The following is an 18,649-nucleotide window of genomic DNA, read 5'->3' on the forward strand; positions in this document are numbered from 1 at the left end:
TATTGCTGTAGATGATTGATCTTTGAAGACACGATTTATCACGTTTCTACTAGCTATGTGGAAATATATTGCAGTCACTCACCACATTTGTAGTGATGATTTCCACGTCCAGAGCTTCACTTCAAATGATAATCAGACTATGATTTGAGAAAATATTATGATGTCTGCATATGTCGGAACTACTACGGAATGTTATCGAAAAATTAGGCATTAATATTGAACTTTTATTACAAAACTTAGATCCTTTAGCTAATATTAGAAGTCTCGATAACTTAGAAAGACAGATTATTTGTTATGCTTTATTAGCCTATTCTCGTCCACAAATAGCTCAACAGTTAAATTTATCTGAACAACAAATTAAAGACAAACTGACTCATTATATTTATCCAAAACTAGCTGAGTTAATGGGTGTTGAGCAAACAGAAATAGCTGGAAATTGGGTAAAGATTATCAATTTTTTACTTGACCCTCATCAAGTTTATAAACTGCATCCCAATCCACAACTCAACAGCGATAATTTTCAAGCTAGCTTTGGTAGGCAATCTTTCCTTTATCCACCTAATCAAGAAATTGTTAAACTCCAAACAGAAGCAACAAAGTTTTACCAACTAGGGCTTTACTATCAAGCATTGCAATATTTTTTGATGGCGTGGCGTAAAGAAATAGAGCTTTATGGTAATGGGAATCCAGAACTGTTAATTTATATCAATAATTCTCTGATTGAAGATAAAAGAAATATTTTAGAGAACAAAAATATTAAAATCTACACCGTAGCAGTAGTTTGCCCATTTTATCATAACCAAGGTAACGTAGCAGCCGAAATATTAAGAGGAGTAGCCCAAATACAATTGCAGGTGAATTGGGGAAGTTTTAAAAGCCTTGGTATAGGTAAAGAAATAGATTTAAGTAGTATTCAACCGCATATAGTTTCTACTCTCATTTCTAGTCAAATATTATTACAAGTGTTAATTGTTAATGACCCCAATAATTTATATACTCCTTATAATCAAACAGCAGAGAAGTTGGCGGAACTAGCACCAAATTTAAACTTAATGGCTATCATCGGTCATTATTCTAGTGAAATGACTAAAAATGCTTTTCAATTTTATGCACAGAGAGGTTTAGTCTTAGTTAATGCTAGTAGCACATCTAATGAATTAGCTGATTTATCTGTTGTATCGTTTTATAGATTAACTACTCCCGATGAAAGTAGTGCTAAAAGCTTGGTTGATTATTTAGGTGAGAAAATTGCTGTTCACGAAAAATCAAAAATTGCGATTATATATAATCAAAATAGTCTTTATTGTCAGTCTTATAAACATAGCATTAAAAAATATCTAGAAGCATATCAAGATAAGTTACTATTTCTAGAAGAATGTGGATATATCAATGAATCTTACTATAAATTTCAAAAATATATAGAAAAAATTCAAGCAGCAGGGGTTGATATAATTATTATCATTCCTGATGGTGGTCTTGAACCTAATTCTTTAAATAATGCTGGATTAATAAGTAGATTAAATCTGAATAAATGTCTGATAGCTGGAACGGCTACATTTTATCAGGAAACTGTTTTGCATTGGATTCATGAGCAAAGCCAGTATCAAAATATTAATCAAAATCATCCGCAAATTGTCGCTTGTATTCCCTGGCATTGGGATAGCCAAGAAAATGGCTGTAATAGTAATAATATGATTGCTCAGTCTTTTTGTAAGTTAGGTACTCAATTATGGGGTGAAGGTAATCTGAATTGGCGGGGTGCTACGGCTTTTGATGCAGTTTTAATTATTTTGAAAGTCATAGAACAGTGTAAAAGTGAAAGTAGCCAAGCTTTGCTCAAAGATATGGATAAATATTTCAAACAGCAGCAAAGAGGAGTGAGGGGAGTTACGGGAAATATTCAATTTGAAAAAACAGGCGATCGCCTTAATCCTCCAACGGAAATAGTTGCTGTAAAATGGAGTTTGGCGCAGCAAAAATGGCAATGGACAATTTAAACACAGAGGAACGCAGAGGTAAACGCAAAGTGACGCTGAGAATCTAACTCTTTTTCTCTGTGTCTCTGCGCCTCTGCGTGAGAGAAAGCAATATTTTTGTCTACGCTTGTTGTCAAAATATACCACACTTGAAGTAGAACTATACCAAACATACCTGCTACTCTACTTTTAGTTGATAGATCAAATTGAACTATGCTAAAAGTTTTTGCTGATAGAGGTGGTACATTTACAGATATTGTTGCTGTCACTGATGAGCCAAAAATTATAGATAGACTCGCAAAACATCAGGAACGATTTTTAATTGTGCCTGTAGCGAATAAATCATGGGTAATAGTCTATAAACTATTGTCTGAAAATCCTGAACAATATCAAGATGCAGTTATTCAAGGGATTCGAGATATTATCGGTTTAAACAATAATCAACTTATTCCCAAGGCAGCTATAGAAGTAATCAAAATGGGAACAACAGTGGCTACAAATGCACTGTTAGAAAGACAAGGGGATAGAGTAGTTTTAATTATTACTAAAGGTTTTAAAGATGCGTTACGAATAGGCTACCAAAATCGTCCTGATATTTTTGCGCGTCATATTATTTTACCAACGATGTTGTATGAGCAGGTAATTGAAGTAGAAGAACGCTATGATGCTCATGGTAATGAATTAAAAGCTGTAAATACTGCACAGGTAAAACAAGATTTACAAGCAGTTTATCATACAGGAGTTCGTAGTTGTGCAATTGTATTTATGCACAGCGATCGCTATCCCCAACATGAGCAACAAGTAGCAGCAATTGCTCAAGAAATTGGCTTTACACAAATTTCGATATCTCACCAAGTTAGCCCTTTAATGAAATTGGTTAGTCGTGGCGATACAACAGTTGTCGATGCTTATTTAACTCCGATTTTGCGCCGCTATGTTAACCAAGTAGCCAGTCAGTTACCGGGAGTAAGATTAATGTTTATGAAATCTGATGGTGGGTTAACTGATGCCGCACAATTTCAGGGTAAAGATAGTATTTTGAGTGGCCCGGCTGGTGGTATTGTCGGCGCAGTTCAAACTAGTAAAAGAGCAGGTTTTAATTTAATTATTACCTTTGATATGGGGGGAACAAGTACAGATGTTGCCCATTTTAAAGGCGAGTATGAACGCCAATTAGATTCCGAAATTGCTGGGGCGAGAATGCGCGTTCCTGTATTATCAATTAATACTATTGCGGCTGGTGGTGGCTCAATTCTGTTTTTTGATGGTTCTAGTTATCGTGTGGGGCCAAAGTCGGCTGGTTCAAATCCTGGCCCTGCTTGTTATCGCCGGGGTGGCCCTTTAACGGTGACAGATGCTAATGTCATGTTAGGTAAAATTCACCCCCAATATTTCCCATCTGTGTTTGGTATTGATGGCAATTTATCGTTAGATAAAAATGTTGTTTTAGAGAAATTTCAGCAGTTAGCACAAGAGATTTCCTCTGTTACAGGTAATTATCGGCCACCGGAAGAAGTCGCAGCAGGATTTATGGCAATTGCTGTAGAAAATATGGCTAATGCTATTAAAAAAATTAGTCTACAACGTGGTTATGATGTGACTAAATATGTGCTTTGTTGTTTCGGTGGTGCAGGCGCGCAAGTTGCTTGTTTAATTGCTGACACTTTAGGGATGGAACAGATATTTCTACATCCTTATGCTGGGGTACTTTCCGCCTATGGTATGGGATTAGCTGATGTGAGAGCTACTAGAGTCGGCGGAGTAGAACAGCCTTTAAATCAAGCATTGATTCCTCAAGTAATGCAGTTAATAAAGTCTTTAGAAACTGAAGCCAGAAGGGAATTTAATCATAATGAAAGTAGTCTGGAAGCCGAAGTAATTCAAAAACTGAATCTGAAATATGAGGGAACTGATTCTACTTTAAGTATTAAGTTTGATGTAGATTTAAGTGTCATGGAAACAGAATTTGCAGATAAGCATATGTCTCGCTATGGTTTCCTTCAGCCAGACAAACCCTTAATTGTGGAATCAATTTCTGTAGAAGTAATTCAGAAAATGGATACACCTGAAGAACCTTTAATAACTCGGACTCGCAGTTTACTATCAACCCCTCAACCTCTAGAAATAGTCAAGATGTTTAGTGCCGAAAAATGGCATGATACACCAGTTTATCGTAGAGAAGATTTACAGCCAGGAGATTGTATAAATGGTGCGGCTATCATTGTCGAAAAAATTACCACCATCGTAGTTGAACCTAACTGGCAAGCCAGATTAAATGAGTGTAATCACTTAGTTTTACGACGATGTGTCAACTATGAATAAATGAGTAATGAGTAATGAGTAATGAGTAATGAGTAAATTTAGCGATCGCTATTTTGCTATTTTACATTGCGTCTGAGAAATCATCCCACACATTCATAACCTTGGAGGAATATGTTAAGAAGACTCCAGAATTTAGGGCCGGGATTAATCGTTAGTGCTGCCTTTATCGGCCCTGGAACAGTTACCACTGCGACTATTGCCGGCTCAAAGTATGGTTTTGCCCTATTATGGGCAGTTGTATTTTCCACCATTGCAACTATAGTTCTGCAAGAAATGTCTGGCAGGTTGGGTGTAGTCACGAGACAGGGACTTGGTGAAGCTTTGAGAGCCACCAAAAACCCGATTTTGCGGTTATTGGCGATTATTTTAATCATTGCCGCTATTTTTGTGGGTAATGCCGCTTTTGAGACTGGGAATATTGCAGGTGCAGCCATTGGTTTAGAAACACTGGGGGGGATATCCTTTCAGATATGGGCGGGAATTATTGGTATTTTGGCTTTCTTGTTGTTAGCATTGGGTGCTTACAAACTGATTGAAAAAGTTTTGATTGCAACTGTGAGTTTGATGGGGGTTGTGTTTTTATTAACAGCAATTTCTGCTCGTCCCGATATAGGTGCATTACTTCAAGGAATGGTAGTACCGAAATTACCTCATGATTCATTGCTAACAGTTATTGCTTTAATTGGTACTACGATTGTTCCTTATAACTTGTTTCTTCATGCTAGTTCTGTGCACCAAAAATGGCCGTCAATCATTCCTACAGAAATAGCCGTGGCAGAATCACGATTTGACACCATCATTTCTATTTCCTTGGGTGGACTAATTACCTTAGCGATCGCAGTTACATCTGCTGCTACCTTTGCTACTCAAAATATTAACATCAATGACATCCAAACGATGACCAAGCAACTAGAACCCCTCTTAGGTGCGGCGGCGCGGTATTTTTTCGCATTAGGATTTTTTGCGGCTGGTTTGTCTAGCACTATTACTGCACCCTTAGCCACAGCTTACGCTATCTGCGGCGCATTGGGTTGGAAGCCAGATTTCCATAGCAGCCGATTTCGGACAGTCTGGATTTTAGTGTTAGTGATTGGTACTGTATTCGCTATCACTGGAAAACGTCCCGTAGAATCTATTATTTTCGCTCAAGCTGCCAATGGTTTGCTATTGCCTGTTGTCGCCACATTTCTGCTCATCGTTGTCAACCAAGATAATTTATTAGACGACTTCCGTAATGATGCGATCGCTAATATTTTAGGCTTTAGTGTCGTCTTGATTGCTACTTTTCTAGGTATCTTCCAAATCTTCAAAGCAGTGGGTATTTTCTAGAAAATCAATTACCCCACTTACTGAATATTTTCCTTTCTCTCCCTCCCCCTCTGCTCCCCTGCTCCCTTCTCTCCCTTGTCTCCTACTGCTCCCTTCCTAGTCTGCTGAGGTACAAATCTCTGCGTACCTCTGCGCTTTACTCCGCGTTCCTCTGCGTTTCAAAATATTATCTGTACCTCACTTAACTAGAAATGGCTATAAAAAGATTATTCTTGTTGATGAAAGTACTTTGTAATTAAGCTGAAGATAAACTTTATGTCACCTTATCTTTATCCAATTATTGCAACCTCAGAAATAGAAAGTCAATTCTTAGAATTAGCGGAACAATGGCGACGCGAAACAGGAATGCTTTCAGTTATTTCCAAAATCTCAATGCACCCTGCATATCAAAGAATAATTGGCATGGGACAACCTGTTGTACCTTTGATTATGCGCGAACTTGAGAGTGAACCAGATCATTGGTTTTGGGCATTAAGTGCAATTACAGGCGCAAATCCTGTTAAACCAGAACAGCGTGGTAAACTCCAGCAAATGGCTGAAGCTTGGATTGAATGGGGAAGAGCAAATGGGTACAGATGGTAAGTTGGAAGGCTATAAACAAAACAAGTTTCCCAACTTATCACTCACAGCGTATGTCGTAACCAGCAAGCAAAGTGTATCATACAATTGTTTTGCTTGGGCTGCGGGTGAGGATGACCGTTGGTGGAGTCCAATAGATCCAGATAATATTTATTACTGGGTAGAAGGTGTAGCCGCAGAATTAACTATCTCTGCTTTTATTCAAGCTTACCAAAGCTTAGGGTATGAATTGTGTGATAACTCAGAGTGGGAATTAGGTTTTGAGAAGATAGCAATATATGCTACCTCTGATGGTGAACCAACCCACGCCGCTAGACAATTGTCTAACGGGAAATGGACTAGTAAACTAGGAAGATGGGAAGATATTGAACATGAATTGGAAGGTTTAATAGGTGAAATGTATGGTTCTGTACAGCAAATTTTAAAACGTCCAATTTCTATGTAGGTATGATTTAATCTTTTATCTGTTGAGGAGTCCAGGTAATCACCTATTCTATTTAAGTTCGTAGTAAGGACTGAAGTCCTTATATATTCTCAGCACTAAAGTGCTTACTACAAACTTGATAATTTCTTCTCTATCAATCACCGAAATATCCTAAATTATTTTGTTAGCAATGTGAAGACTTGCAAGACAAGATATCTGAAAACTTTTACCCCAGTCCCTATCTAATGCTGTTTTCAAAGCTGTAAACAAAGCCTGACGCTGCTGTGTTTCTAAAGCAATATATACAGATAATGTACTCAATAAAGCAAGATAATCCTCAATAGTGTAAGTTAATTCATATCCAAAACTTTCAAAAATTAAATTATTGAATAAACCTGAATCAATAATAGTTTTACCAATATTAATCAAGTCCCTTTCGTGATTTTCTCGACTTTCGTATGGTGATACAGATACAGCTTGATTTTGATAAACTGCTCGCAAAATCTGACAAATTTCCTCTTGGGGTTGCAATGGAATATTCCACAATAAAATTAGATTACCATCCTGTTTTAATGCCTGAGCAGATTTAAAACATCTAATTTCTGGTGACATCCAATGAAAAGAAGTTGCTGCCACTACAGCGTTAAATTTCTCAGTTTCTATTGGCCATTCTTCAAAGGTAGTATTAATAATCTCAACCCGGGGATAATCAATACAATTATGTCGTGCTAGCTCACAAGCTGCCAAACTAGGTTCAATACATACCATTGTAAATCCCCTGTCTGCAAAAGCTGTGGTTGCTGTTCCGGGGCCACATCCCAATTCTAAAATCTTGGCATCTGGAGGTAAGTTTGCTAACTCTACAGCACGAGTAATGATTTTTTCAGGGTAGCGTGGTCTTGCTTTGTTATAAGCATCTGCTACTGGACTATACCACTTTTTTCTCTGCTCTGGTGTGGATAAATCTCTATAGGGATTTTCTTTTGCTTCCGAGTCTTGCATTTTCAATGGGTAATTAATGATTCGGCAGTTATATTTTACAATTTTTCTCACATTCCATGAGGTAAAAAGCAAAATGTTCACTACATCAAAACCTGATCCTGTACGGTTAGAAATTTTCAAGAATCTTTATCAGTTTATCGCTGAACAAATGGGAATTGTCCTGCAAAATACGGCTGCATCAGTCAATATTAAAGAACGTTTAGATTTTTCCTGTGCGATTTTCGATGCTTCTGGATTATTAGTAGCTAATGCCCCTCATATTCCTGTACATTTAGGCTCAATGAGTGAAAGTGTTCGCAGTTTAATTAATGATCAAGGTGACAGTATTCAACCAGGAAATGTTTATTTATCAAATAATCCCTATAACGGTGGCACTCACCTCCCCGATGTCACAGCTATTACTCCTGTATTTTTAGCAAGTGATGAACATCCCCTGTTTTATGTCGCTTCTCGTGGACATCAAGCTGATATCGGCGGAATTACCCCTGGCTCTATGCCTCCCCATAGTCAAACTGTAGAGGAAGAAGGCATTTTATTTGATAATTTTCTCTTAGTAGAACAGGGACAATTCCGAGAAAATGCTGTCAGAGAATTACTATTAAATCATATTTATCCGGCTCGTAATCCTAACCAAAATATTGCTGATTTTCAGGCACAAATTGCAGCTAATGAAAGGGGAGTTCAGGAGTTAGTTAAGATGGTGTCTCAATATGGACTATCAACAGTCCAAGCTTATATGAAATTTGTCCAAGACAATGCCGAAGAGTCGGTGAGAAAAGCTATTGATGTGTTAAAAGATGGTTCGTTTATATATGAAATGGATAGCGGTGCTAAAATACAAGTGCAGGTGACAATTAATCGAGAAAATCGCAGTGCTAAAATTGATTTTACTGGCACATCTCCTCAATTAAAGAGTAACTTTAATGCTCCTAAAGCGGTGACTCAAGCAGCAGTTTTATATGTGTTTCGGACTTTAGTTAATGATATTATTCCTCTGAATGCGGGGTGTTTGAAACCTTTAGAAATTATGATTCCTGAAGGTTGTATGTTAAACCCAACCTATCCAGCCGCCGTAGTTGCGGGTAATGTGGAAACTTCCCAAGCTGTTGTCGATGCTTTATATGGTGCTTTGGGTGTGATGGCAGCTTCTCAAGGAACAATGAATAATTTTACCTTTGGGAGCGATCGCTATCAATATTATGAAACTATCTGCGGCGGTTCTGGTGCAGGAACTAATTTTCATGGTACTGATGCAGTTCATACTCACATGACTAATTCTCGCTTAACTGACCCAGAAGTTTTAGAAACCCGCTATCCTGTTTTGTTAGAAAGTTTTAGTCTGCGCCTTGATAGTGGTGGTAAAGGTAAATATCATGGCGGTAATGGGGTAATTCGTCGTCTGCGCTTTTTAGAGGCGATGAGTGCTAATATTCTTTCTAATCATCGGGTTGTACCTCCTTTTGGCTTAAATGGTGGTGAACCTGGAAAGGTGGGATGCAACTGGGTAGAGCGTGCCAATGCTATAAAAGAGGATTTAGGTAGTACGGCGACGGTAGAAATGAATCCTGGGGATGTGTTAGTTATTGCTACTCCGGGAGGGGGAGGGTTTGGTAATTCGTAATGGGCTAACGCCCCGCTCCGCTAACGTAATTCGTAATAGCCTACGGCAAGGCTTGCGCCTACGTAATACCGCTACGCGGAAGCAAGCTACGTAATTCGTAATCACACATCTTGCACCTCGGTTAAAAACCGGGTTTCTGAACGAAAGATTAAGGTTTTAAGCTGAGGGATTTGCAAGAAACCCGGTTTTTTAGGGCTTGTTGAATAATTCATACTTTTGATAGTTGACTCAGGGTAAAAACTATCTACAAATTTTCTACCTGCAAAGTTTTTTATTAAAAATCCTGTGGAGGTAAATCCACAGGATAGATAATGTTAACTGTTTGATTAATATAATTCTGTTTTGATTTTTATCTTACCTACGGCTCTACCCACCTTCTCCCACTCTCTTGCAGTTTCAGTGTGTTGGTAGTCGGTTCTCAAATATTCAGCTTTTTCATAACAAACTTGAGACAATATTCTTAGCACATCCACGACACTCATGCTATCAAGCATCGCTTTGATGTCCTCTTTGTCGTACATATTCCGCGCTCCACCTGATGAAATCTAGATAAACCAGTTGAAGATAGTGATGATTTTCACTACATCCAACTGTGATAATAGCTGGATTACTCATATCTTTACATATTTCAATGGCATGAAATAAAAATTGTGCCAAATATAGCTATATATATATTGGTATTATGTCTAAATTTATAGTTTAATCTAAATACAGTGTCCTACCCTATTAATGGCAACTTAAGACTCATCAAGCTCATGCTTACTGCAACAAGATAAGAAAATTAGATGAATGCTGACTCTTTTTTCCAACAGGGACTCTATACAGATTTGCCAAGGGAGTATCAAGGAACGATCGCTAATAATACCGCATCGGGCAAACAACCACCAGAGTATGCCATAGCTTATCTCAAACAAGGGATGATTTTGTGTAATGAACTCCAAGATTATCAAGGAGCGATCGCAGATTTAACTCGTGCCATTAAAATTAATCATAATTTAGCTGAAGCCTATTACTATCGAGGATTCGCCCGTTATTGTGTGGGTGACTATGCAGGCGCGATCGCTGATTATGATCAAGTATTACAGCTTAACCCTACTATTACAGCATCATACTACTATCGGGGTAAAGCTTACTTCGCTAAAGGCGAATACACTCAAACGATCGCTGACTATATGCACACCATAGCAGTCAATCCCCAGTTAGCTAGTGATATTAACATAGATTTGGCTCACGCCTATTACTATCGAGGTGTCGCTTGTAGTGAGCAAGGAGATAATCAAGGAGCGATATCAGATTTTCAGGAAGCTTTGCAATGGCATCCCTATTTAGCAGCAGTATACAGTAGTCGCGGTAATGTCTACTATAATCTAGGGGAATATCGCCAGGCGATCGCTGATCATGACCGTACTATCCAACTTGATCCTACTATAGTAGAGGCTTATCAAAATCGCGGTAACGCCTACTATGCTCTAGGAAATTATGCAGCCGCTATTGCCGATTACAACCGCACACTAGAATTAAACCCAAATTTTGCCACAACCTACTACAATCGGGGTGTGATTCTCTCCCGCCTCAAAGAATATGATTTAGCCTTAGAAGATTTAAACCAAGCTATTCGTTTCAACCCAGAAGACGCGCAAGCCTATGCAGAAAGGGGTTTGATTCGAGCCGCCAAACAAGACTATCAAGGCGCAATTGCTGACTATAGCCAAGCATTACAAATTAATCCTGAGTTAGCTTTAGTATACGGTTTCCGTAGTAATATACGCCGCCAAATCGGCGATTATCCCGGCGCATTGTCAGATAGTAATCAATTATTAGCACTATCTCCCCAATTTGCAGAAGCATACTGTGATCGCGCTACCACTCGCCGTCATTTAGGAGACTATCAAGGTGCGATCGCCGACTATAATCAAGCATTACAAATCAATCCCAACTTAGTAGAAGCATACTACGGACGCGCCATCGTCCATGAAACTTTAAAAGACTTTCTCGGAGCAATAGCAGATAACACCCAAGCTATCAAATTAGCCCCTGATTTTGCTCCCTCCTATTGTAATCGTGGTAACGCCCGTCGCCAGTTGGGAGATCATCGCGGCGCACTCACCGACTACAACCAAGCCTTAGCCATCAACCCCCAATTAGTCGAAGCTTATCATAACCGGGGTGCTTGGTATTATGATCAACAAGATTACCAAGGTGCGATCGCAGACTACACCCAAGCCTTAAAAATTAATCCCCAATCTGCCCTATTCTATAGCCAGCGCGCCCATGCCTACTATGCCCTACATCAATATCATCAAGCCATAGCAGATTACACTCAAGCGATCACCATTGATCCTCATGATGCCGAAGACTGGTATAATCGAGGCCGTAGCCATGCTCACCTCGGCAACCATCCAGAAGCCTTAGCCGATTTAAATCAAGCCCTAGAGCATCACCCTTATTGGGCTTCAGCTTACCTGCTACGAGCAGAGATTCGCCGTAATTTAGGCGATAGGGAAGGCGCGATGAGAGATTTAAAGAAATCTGCTGATATTTATAATCATGAGGGTAATAGACAATACCATCAACAAATTTTAGCAATGATGGCAGCATTAAAGTAATTCGTAATTCGTAATTCGTAATTCGTAATACTTTGTAGTTAGGCTATTGACATACTTCACTGCTCCTTTAAGACGGTGAGGTATATCAAAAACCATGTCTAAGGCTTCTGTAAAGTAAAAAATTGAATGAAAGAGCAAGATCCAATTTATGAAAATATACCATTGGCTGGGGTACGAATCGTTTTGGTAGAACCAGCCGGGCCATTAAATGTAGGTGCAACTGCCCGTGTAATGAAGAATTTCGGGTTAGAGCATTTAGTATTAGTTAATCCCCAATGCGATCGCCTATCATCAGAAGCGATGAAAATGGCTGTTCATGCCAAAAATATTTTAGAGTCGGCGGTAGTGGTAGATTCCCTACTAGAAGCCTTGCAAGGATGCGTTAGTGTCATAGCTACCACCGGACGCGATCATGATTTTCCAGTCCCCTTAGAGAACCCTAGAACAGCCTTACCGTGGCTATTAGCACCAACCAACCAACCCGCAGCCCTCATTTTTGGCAGAGAAGACAGAGGATTAAGCAATGAAGAATTAAATTATGCCCACAGATTCCTCCGCATTCCCAGTAGTGCCAATTATCCATCCTTAAACTTAGCTAGTGCGGTAGGTATTTGCTGTTATGAACTAGCACAAGCAGCACAATTAGACGCAACGCCCACCCTCACAACCACAGAACTAGCTCCATTAGAATTAGTCGAGGCATACTATCAGCAGTTAGAATCATTACTTTTAGATATTGGTTATTTATATCCCCACACAGCAACCAGCCGCATGGAAAAATTCCGCCAACTATATAATCGCGCCCATCTGCAAACAAATGAAGTAGCAATGTTACGCGGTTTACTGCGACAGGTAGAATGGGCAATTAATAACCAAAGGGATGAGTAGGGGTGTGGGGGTGTAGGGGTAGGCTGTTGACTCTGTACCTTTTTTGGGATTTTGTCCATGCAAAAAATGTGCGTAGTTACGATGGCTGAAACTGTGTTTTGAGAAGGCTTTGAGGCACAAATTAAACATCGCGTACAAAATTACTAAAAACCGCCCAAATTTCAACAAAGTCAACAGCCTAGTGTAGGGGGCAGGGGAGACAAGGGAGACAAGGTAGACAAGGGAGACAAGGTAGAAATATTTACCCCAATGCCCCATTCCCCATTCCCCATTCCCCATTCCCCATTCCCCATTCCCCATTCCCCATTCCCCATTCCCAATAAAAATTTTAAAATTGACACAATTATTTCCCAAATTGTTGAATATGACATAAACTAAACACAAAAATGCTACTAAGTAGTATTTATGGAACTGGGTACGCCAGAATATATAAACCAGGGATAAGGGAATAGGGACTAGAGGCTAGTAAAATTTTCCTTCTGCCTCCCCGCAGTCGCTCCACTTGGGGAAACCCCAAGACTGCGCTGCTCTCTGCCTCCTGCCTTAAACAACAATTATGATTGAGTCACAAGGAGTGGCAGTGTCAGAGTCAGGTGAAAAACTTAGAACTTTTTCGGGGCGACAACCTGTAAACCGTCGCCAGCGATCGCATAAAGTTCAAAAAGCTGAATCAAAAAAAGTTAAAATTGCTCATCAGCCCCGTGTTACCACAGGTACAGCAGTAGTAACACGGGTAGATAATAATTCTATTTTGCCTCCCCCTATTGCTCCTCGGACGAAAAAGTCCAAGCAGGGGTTAATGATGCCTACTGTCGTCAAACCTATACCTACAGCAACTAAGTACAAGCCAACCCCCTCTAGAAATGTCAAGGTAAAAACCATCAGAGTGCAGAAACAGCCCTCACCAAAAATGGGTAGACGAGTATCAAAAAAAACGCGTTTAAAACCAATGGCTAGAGCTATTTTGTACGCGATTCGTTTATTGATTGTGGGAGTTGGCATTGGTGCTATTGTAGGTACAGTATTATCAGTTTTAGACCCTGCCAACCATACTGCTCCCACAACTCCAACTGCATCTAATACTACTGGACAAGTGCAACCAAAACCTGCCACTACCAACTCATCAACTGGCTTGTACCTCTCTCAAGAAATTCCGACATTGAAAAATGCTGTGCAAGAGTTGGCAGCAGCTAATCCCAATCTTACCCCTGGAGTCTTCTTGGTAGATTTAGACAATGGGGGATACGTAAATCTTAATGGTGATAACAGCTTGCCTGCGGCTAGTACCATTAAAGTACCAATTTTAATTGCCTTTTTCCAAGATGTAGACGCTGGTAAAATTCGCCTAGACGAAATGCTTACCATGCAGCGAGAAATGATGGTGGGTGGCTCAGGAAATCTACAATACAAACCAGCCGGAACACAGTATGCGGCTTTAGAAGTGGCAACTAAAATGATTACCATCAGTGACAACACCGCCACTAATATGCTGATTGCCCGACTCGGAGGAATAGAAGCAGTTAATCAGCGTTTCCAGAGTTGGGGACTTAGCAGTACAGCCATTCGCAACCCCCTGCCAGATTTGCAAGGCACAAACACCACCAGCCCCAAAGAATTGGGGACTTTGCTGTCTATGGTCAGTCAGGGTAAATTAGTTAGTATGCGATCGCGTGATCAAATCCTCGATATCATGCGCCGTACAGAACGAGATCATCTCCTACCTTCCGGTTTAGATCAAGGAGCGCGCATATATCACAAAACAGGCGATATCGGTACTGTATTAGCAGATACAGGTATTATTGATACACCTACCGGCAAGCGTTATATAGCAGCCGTCATGGTACAACGCCCTAATAATGATCCTCGTGCCGAAAAACTCATTAGCACCATCTCTCGCGCCGCCTACCAAGAATTTAGCCAAAGACCTCCCACACCTAACAATACCACCAGTGCCATCCCCACAACAGGTTATCAATCGCCAATAATCTCTGCACCCCCACCAACCATCCCCACGAGTGGATATCAATCCCCTGTGGTAAATCCACAATATTATCCGCCCAGATAACTGTAAAGTAAGGATGTAAGGAACAAATTAAGTCAACCAATTTTAGATTTTAGATTTGTGATATGTCCTCAACTACCCCCACAATTCAATTTTTTGCTGGCATTTATGAAGAACTGAGTAACGTTAGTTTACGGCGGGAAGTCCGCACTGGTAAACGCATCGTCATGATGACGTTTGAAAAAATGCAAGCATTGGAAAGATTCAACAGTTTTACAAAACAATCATTAAACGCCTTACTTTTAACTGATGAAGAAGGTGAAATTAATATTACCCCGTCTTCAACTCGATTCATCTTTGGGGGTGATGAAGGTGATGAACTCAGGGGAGTAGAGTGCAAATTTGAAGTCGAACGCGATGATCATTGGGAAAGATTCATGCGTTTTATGCACCGTTATGCTGATGCTAATGGTATGGAATATGGGGAGAGATGAGTAATTATTTAGCTATTGCAACTGTCACTGCAACTCTGCAAAGAACCTTGCAGGGGAGTATCCAAACAGATGTAGATGGTGCTAGGGTAACAACTGTTAGACCCGATCGCCTTAGTAGTGGTTCACCAGAAGCTGGTGTAAATATTTATCTGTACGATATTTTAATGAATCCAGCTTGGCGGAGTGCTGATTTAAGACAACGCCATTCAGATGAAAAATATACTAAGCGATCGCAAACTGGTTTGGATCTCTACTACTTACTAACTTGCTACGGTAATGATGTGGAGTTAGAACCACAAAGGTTAATGGGTAGCATTATTCGCACCTTTAATAGCCAATCCCAGATTACCCAAGAGATGATTCGGGAGACAGTCACAGATTCAACATTGACATTTTTGGCAGATTCTGATCTAACTCAACAAGTAGAGACAATTTCCATCACTCCCGTTGATTTAAATGTCGAAGAAATATCAAAAATTTGGTCAGTATTTTTTCAAACTCCATATTCTTTATCTATAGCCTACAAAACTAGTATCGTCTTAATTGATGCTGGCACAATCCGCAAAAAACCCTTACCTGTACGCAATCTTCAGCGTCATATTACACCATACCAACCAGCGATCGCTCAAATCAAAGTTGAAGAAGAATTATCTCAAATTTGGCAAACACAGTTAGCTGCAACCCCGTTGATTTTAGCTACCAGTACCTTATTAATTAAAGGCGATAAATTAAGCGCAGATATCACTCAGGTGCGTATCGGTGATGTGACGGTAACACCCCAAAAAGTTACAGATAAGCAAATTACTGTTAATCTCGCCTCCATCCCCATAGCATCCTTACGCGCCGGGATGCAGGCTGTACAAGTCATTCATCCCCAGCAACGAGTTAGTTCCAATGTTGTACCTATACTGTTACGTCCAACTATTACAGAAATTACAGTATCTCATTTACAGGGTAGAGGGAATGATCTGCGATCGGCTGATATCACCGTAGAAGTTAATTTCACAGTTGATCAATCCCAGCCAGCAACTTTAATCCTCACAGAACTCTCTCTTACACAATTTACAGGATATTCCTACGAGCAAACCAAAAACCGTCGGAATCATTCTCACACACTCACCTTTGCAGTCAAAGACTGTGCGCCAGGAACTTATCTAGCACGCCTGGTTATAGACGGTGCGGAAAGTTTGTTAACAGTTGATACAGATCCTCATAGCCCGACTTTTGAGCAATATATCGCACCTGTTGTAGTTATTAATTGAGTAATGAGTAATGAGTAATGAGTGATGAGTAATGAGTGATGAGTAATGAGTGATGAGTAATGAGTAATGAGTAATGAGTAATGAGTAATGAGTAATGAGTAATGAGTAATGAGTGATGAGTAATGAGTAATAGGTAATATAGCATTTATACCATTTCTCTAAATCCCGGCTACAGATCATTCTTCCCCTGCCCCCTGCCCCCTTGCAGTCTTAATTATAATTTTACTCATCCATGAAAATTAAGCGGAGGGGATCTAAATGTACATACCAGGGGAAAGGCTCATCTTTGATACTCAGCCATTTTTCTTTGAATAATTCTGCTTGCAAATCGTATTCCTGGGAATGATTGCTAGGAGCATGAAGCTTTAAAAATAGTGTGATGCGGTGGGGTGTTTCACTGGTTCGTACTAACCAGCAAGGAAAGGTGTTGGTTTGGTTTGGGTCTTTGGTAAGTATAAGATGATGGGCGCGGATGCCAACATGGGTGATTTGTGGGGAAATTTGTTCTCTCACTTGCAATCGACAACCCCAATTAATTGCTTCTATCTCTTGCGATGAGTGAATAATTGCATCAGAAAAATTCTTGCATCCAGTGATTTGGGCAACATTTACTGTAGCGGGATGCTCAAATATATCGTATTTAGAACCATGATGAACTATTCTACCATGTTCCATCACCAATAAATTAGGACAAAGACGATAAGCTTCTTCCATATTATGGGTGACAAATAAAGTTACACCTGGGTATTTAGCTAGAGTTGTGGTCATTTGTTGTTCTAGTTGACTACGCAGATGTGTATCGAGTGCGGAGAAAGGCTCATCTAGTAGTAAAGCTTCTGGTTGACTGGCTAAAGCTCTGGCTAAGGCTACTCGCTGTTGCTGTCCGCCGGAAAGTTGATGTGGGTATCGCTCTCCTAATCCTTGTAACTGCATTGCTATGAGTAACTCTTCAATTTGCGATCGCATTTTCCCATTGGCAATTCCTGGAGGCAAGCCAAAAGCAATATTTTGCGCCACTGTCATATTCGGAAATAGAGCATAATTCTGCACTAAAAAACCAATCTGGCGATCGCGGCTAGGTAAATTAATTCCTTTTTCTGAATCAAATAATACTCTATCGTTTAAAACTATCCGCCCCCGTGTAGGTGTCTCAATCCCCGCAATACAGCGCAGAATCATACTCTTACCCGCCCCTGAACCCCCCAACAATCCCAAAGGTTGTTCATCGCTACTAAATCTCACCTTGAGGCTAAAACTCGCTAATCGTTTCTCAATATCAACAAACAGCTTTACCTCCCCCTGCCCCCTCTGCACCTCTACCTCTGCTCCCCTGCTCCCCTGCCCCCTCTGCTCTCCTGCTCCCCCGCTCCCCTGCTTCCGCCTACGTCCCCTCCATTCCTGCCAAAAGTTGACAGCAATAATCCCTGATAGGGAAACAATCATAATTACAACTGACCAAAACCAAGCTTCATCCGTCGCCCCGGCTTCCACTGCAAAATAAATCGCCATTGGAATTGTCTGGGTTTGTCCAGGAATATTACCAGCCAACATCAATGTTGCACCAAACTCACCCAAGGCACGGGCAAAGGACAAAGATGTACCTGCTAAAATCCCCGGAAAGGCTAGGGGTAAACTGATACGCCAAAAGATAGTAGACTCTTTTGCTCCCAGGGTTCTAGCTACTTGCAGCAGATTACCATCAATCTGTTCAAATGCCCCCAAGGCAGTTTTATACATTAATGGGAAAGAGACAACTGTAGCGGCGATCGCTGCCCCATACCAAGTAAATACTATACTCAAATCAAAAGGCTGCATCAGTTTCCCTATCGGGCCATTTTTGCCGAAAAACAGCAGCAGCAAAAAACCCACAACCGTAGGAGGTAAAATCAAAGGAGCAACAAATATCCCCTCAATCAAAGCTTTGCCCTTGCCACGATATCCCAACATCCAATAAGCAGCCCCAATTCCTAAAAAGAAAGTGATAAATGTGGCAAATAAAGAAGTCTTGAGTGATATCCACAAGGGTGAAAAATCCATTGGCATGATGATTTTCGGCAAGAGCTAATGTGCAACTATTGACTTTGGCATATTTGAGTATGGTCTGGGCTACTCAAAACCAGCCTAATTAAGATTCCTGATTCTTT

General features: G+C 40.3%; 15 protein-coding genes. 12 read left to right on the plus strand and 3 right to left on the minus strand.

Annotation, left to right across the window (positions count from 1 at the left end):
• Nucleotides 1-170: 170 nt before the first annotated feature.
• The 5 genes from ACPZ3T_RS21640 (at nt 171) to ACPZ3T_RS21660 (ending at nt 6,651) form a co-directional block, all read left to right on the plus strand.
• Nucleotides 171-1,997 (plus strand): ABC transporter substrate-binding protein, encoded by a 1,827-nt coding sequence (locus ACPZ3T_RS21640; RefSeq protein ID WP_490271510.1) that lies wholly within the window; start codon nt 171-173, stop codon nt 1,995-1,997.
• Between the two features lie 192 nt (nt 1,998-2,189).
• Nucleotides 2,190-4,298 carry a hydantoinase/oxoprolinase family protein gene (locus ACPZ3T_RS21645; protein ID WP_490271511.1) on the plus strand — a complete coding sequence of 703 codons (2,109 nt, stop codon included), beginning with the start codon at nt 2,190-2,192 and terminating at the stop codon, nt 4,296-4,298.
• A 111-nt stretch (nt 4,299-4,409) separates the two neighbouring features.
• On the plus strand, nt 4,410-5,627 hold the full coding sequence (locus ACPZ3T_RS21650; protein WP_490271512.1) for an Nramp family divalent metal transporter: 1,218 nt from the start codon (nt 4,410-4,412) through the stop codon (nt 5,625-5,627).
• A gap of 255 nt (nt 5,628-5,882) precedes the next feature.
• Nucleotides 5,883-6,209 (plus strand): hypothetical protein, encoded by a 327-nt coding sequence (locus tag ACPZ3T_RS21655; protein WP_490271513.1) that lies wholly within the window; start codon nt 5,883-5,885, stop codon nt 6,207-6,209.
• Complete coding sequence (locus ACPZ3T_RS21660) at nt 6,193-6,651, plus strand: DUF7689 domain-containing protein (protein ID WP_490271514.1); 459 nt, start codon at nt 6,193-6,195, stop codon at nt 6,649-6,651. Before ACPZ3T_RS21655 ends, ACPZ3T_RS21660 begins: the two co-directional genes overlap by 17 nt.
• A 150-nt stretch (nt 6,652-6,801) precedes the next feature.
• Here the strand turns inward: ACPZ3T_RS21660 and ACPZ3T_RS21665 are convergent, their stop codons facing one another.
• Nucleotides 6,802-7,632 carry a class I SAM-dependent methyltransferase gene (locus tag ACPZ3T_RS21665; protein WP_490271515.1) on the minus strand — a complete coding sequence of 277 codons (831 nt, stop codon included), beginning with the start codon at nt 7,630-7,632 and terminating at the stop codon, nt 6,802-6,804.
• 73 nt (nt 7,633-7,705) lie between these two features.
• Between ACPZ3T_RS21665 and ACPZ3T_RS21670 the strand changes: the two genes are divergently transcribed.
• The gene (locus ACPZ3T_RS21670; protein WP_490271516.1) at nt 7,706-9,253 is read left to right on the plus strand and encodes a hydantoinase B/oxoprolinase family protein; all 1,548 of its coding nucleotides are present in this window, start codon (nt 7,706-7,708) and stop codon (nt 9,251-9,253) included.
• 326 nt (nt 9,254-9,579) lie between these two features.
• On the opposite strand, the gene ACPZ3T_RS21675 is transcribed toward ACPZ3T_RS21670, so the two are convergent.
• Entirely contained in the window at nt 9,580-9,774 is a 195-nt protein-coding gene (locus ACPZ3T_RS21675; protein ID WP_490271517.1) for a hypothetical protein, read from the minus strand.
• A 264-nt stretch (nt 9,775-10,038) separates the two neighbouring features.
• On the opposite strand from ACPZ3T_RS21675, the gene ACPZ3T_RS21680 reads away from it, so the two are divergent.
• The 6 genes from ACPZ3T_RS21680 (at nt 10,039) to ACPZ3T_RS21705 (ending at nt 16,505) form a co-directional block, all read left to right on the plus strand.
• Nucleotides 10,039-11,859, plus strand: a complete 1,821-nt coding sequence (locus ACPZ3T_RS21680; protein ID WP_490271518.1) for a tetratricopeptide repeat protein — start codon at nt 10,039-10,041, stop codon at nt 11,857-11,859.
• A 156-nt stretch (nt 11,860-12,015) separates the two neighbouring features.
• Entirely contained in the window at nt 12,016-12,747 is a 732-nt protein-coding gene (locus tag ACPZ3T_RS21685) for an RNA methyltransferase (protein ID WP_490277316.1), read from the plus strand.
• A 249-nt stretch (nt 12,748-12,996) separates the two neighbouring features.
• Nucleotides 12,997-13,125, plus strand: coding sequence for a hypothetical protein (locus tag ACPZ3T_RS21690; RefSeq protein ID WP_490271519.1), 129 nt, complete (start codon nt 12,997-12,999; stop codon nt 13,123-13,125).
• Nucleotides 13,126-13,303: 178 nt separating this feature from the next.
• Entirely contained in the window at nt 13,304-14,812 is a 1,509-nt protein-coding gene (locus tag ACPZ3T_RS21695; RefSeq protein WP_490271520.1) for a serine hydrolase, read from the plus strand.
• Nucleotides 14,813-14,874: 62 nt separating this feature from the next.
• Entirely contained in the window at nt 14,875-15,243 is a 369-nt protein-coding gene (psb28, locus tag ACPZ3T_RS21700) for a photosystem II reaction center protein Psb28 (RefSeq protein ID WP_490271521.1), read from the plus strand.
• Nucleotides 15,240-16,505 carry a Pvc16 family protein gene (locus ACPZ3T_RS21705; RefSeq protein ID WP_490271522.1) on the plus strand — a complete coding sequence of 422 codons (1,266 nt, stop codon included), beginning with the start codon at nt 15,240-15,242 and terminating at the stop codon, nt 16,503-16,505. The genes psb28 and ACPZ3T_RS21705 overlap by 4 nt, the downstream gene beginning before the upstream one ends.
• A gap of 222 nt (nt 16,506-16,727) precedes the next feature.
• Here the strand turns inward: ACPZ3T_RS21705 and modB are convergent, their stop codons facing one another.
• Nucleotides 16,728-18,548, minus strand: a complete 1,821-nt coding sequence (modB, locus tag ACPZ3T_RS21710; protein ID WP_490271523.1) for a molybdate ABC transporter permease subunit — start codon at nt 18,546-18,548, stop codon at nt 16,728-16,730.
• Nucleotides 18,549-18,649: the final 101 nt, after the last annotated feature.

This window comes from Aliinostoc maniaoense, from assembly GCF_058172895.1.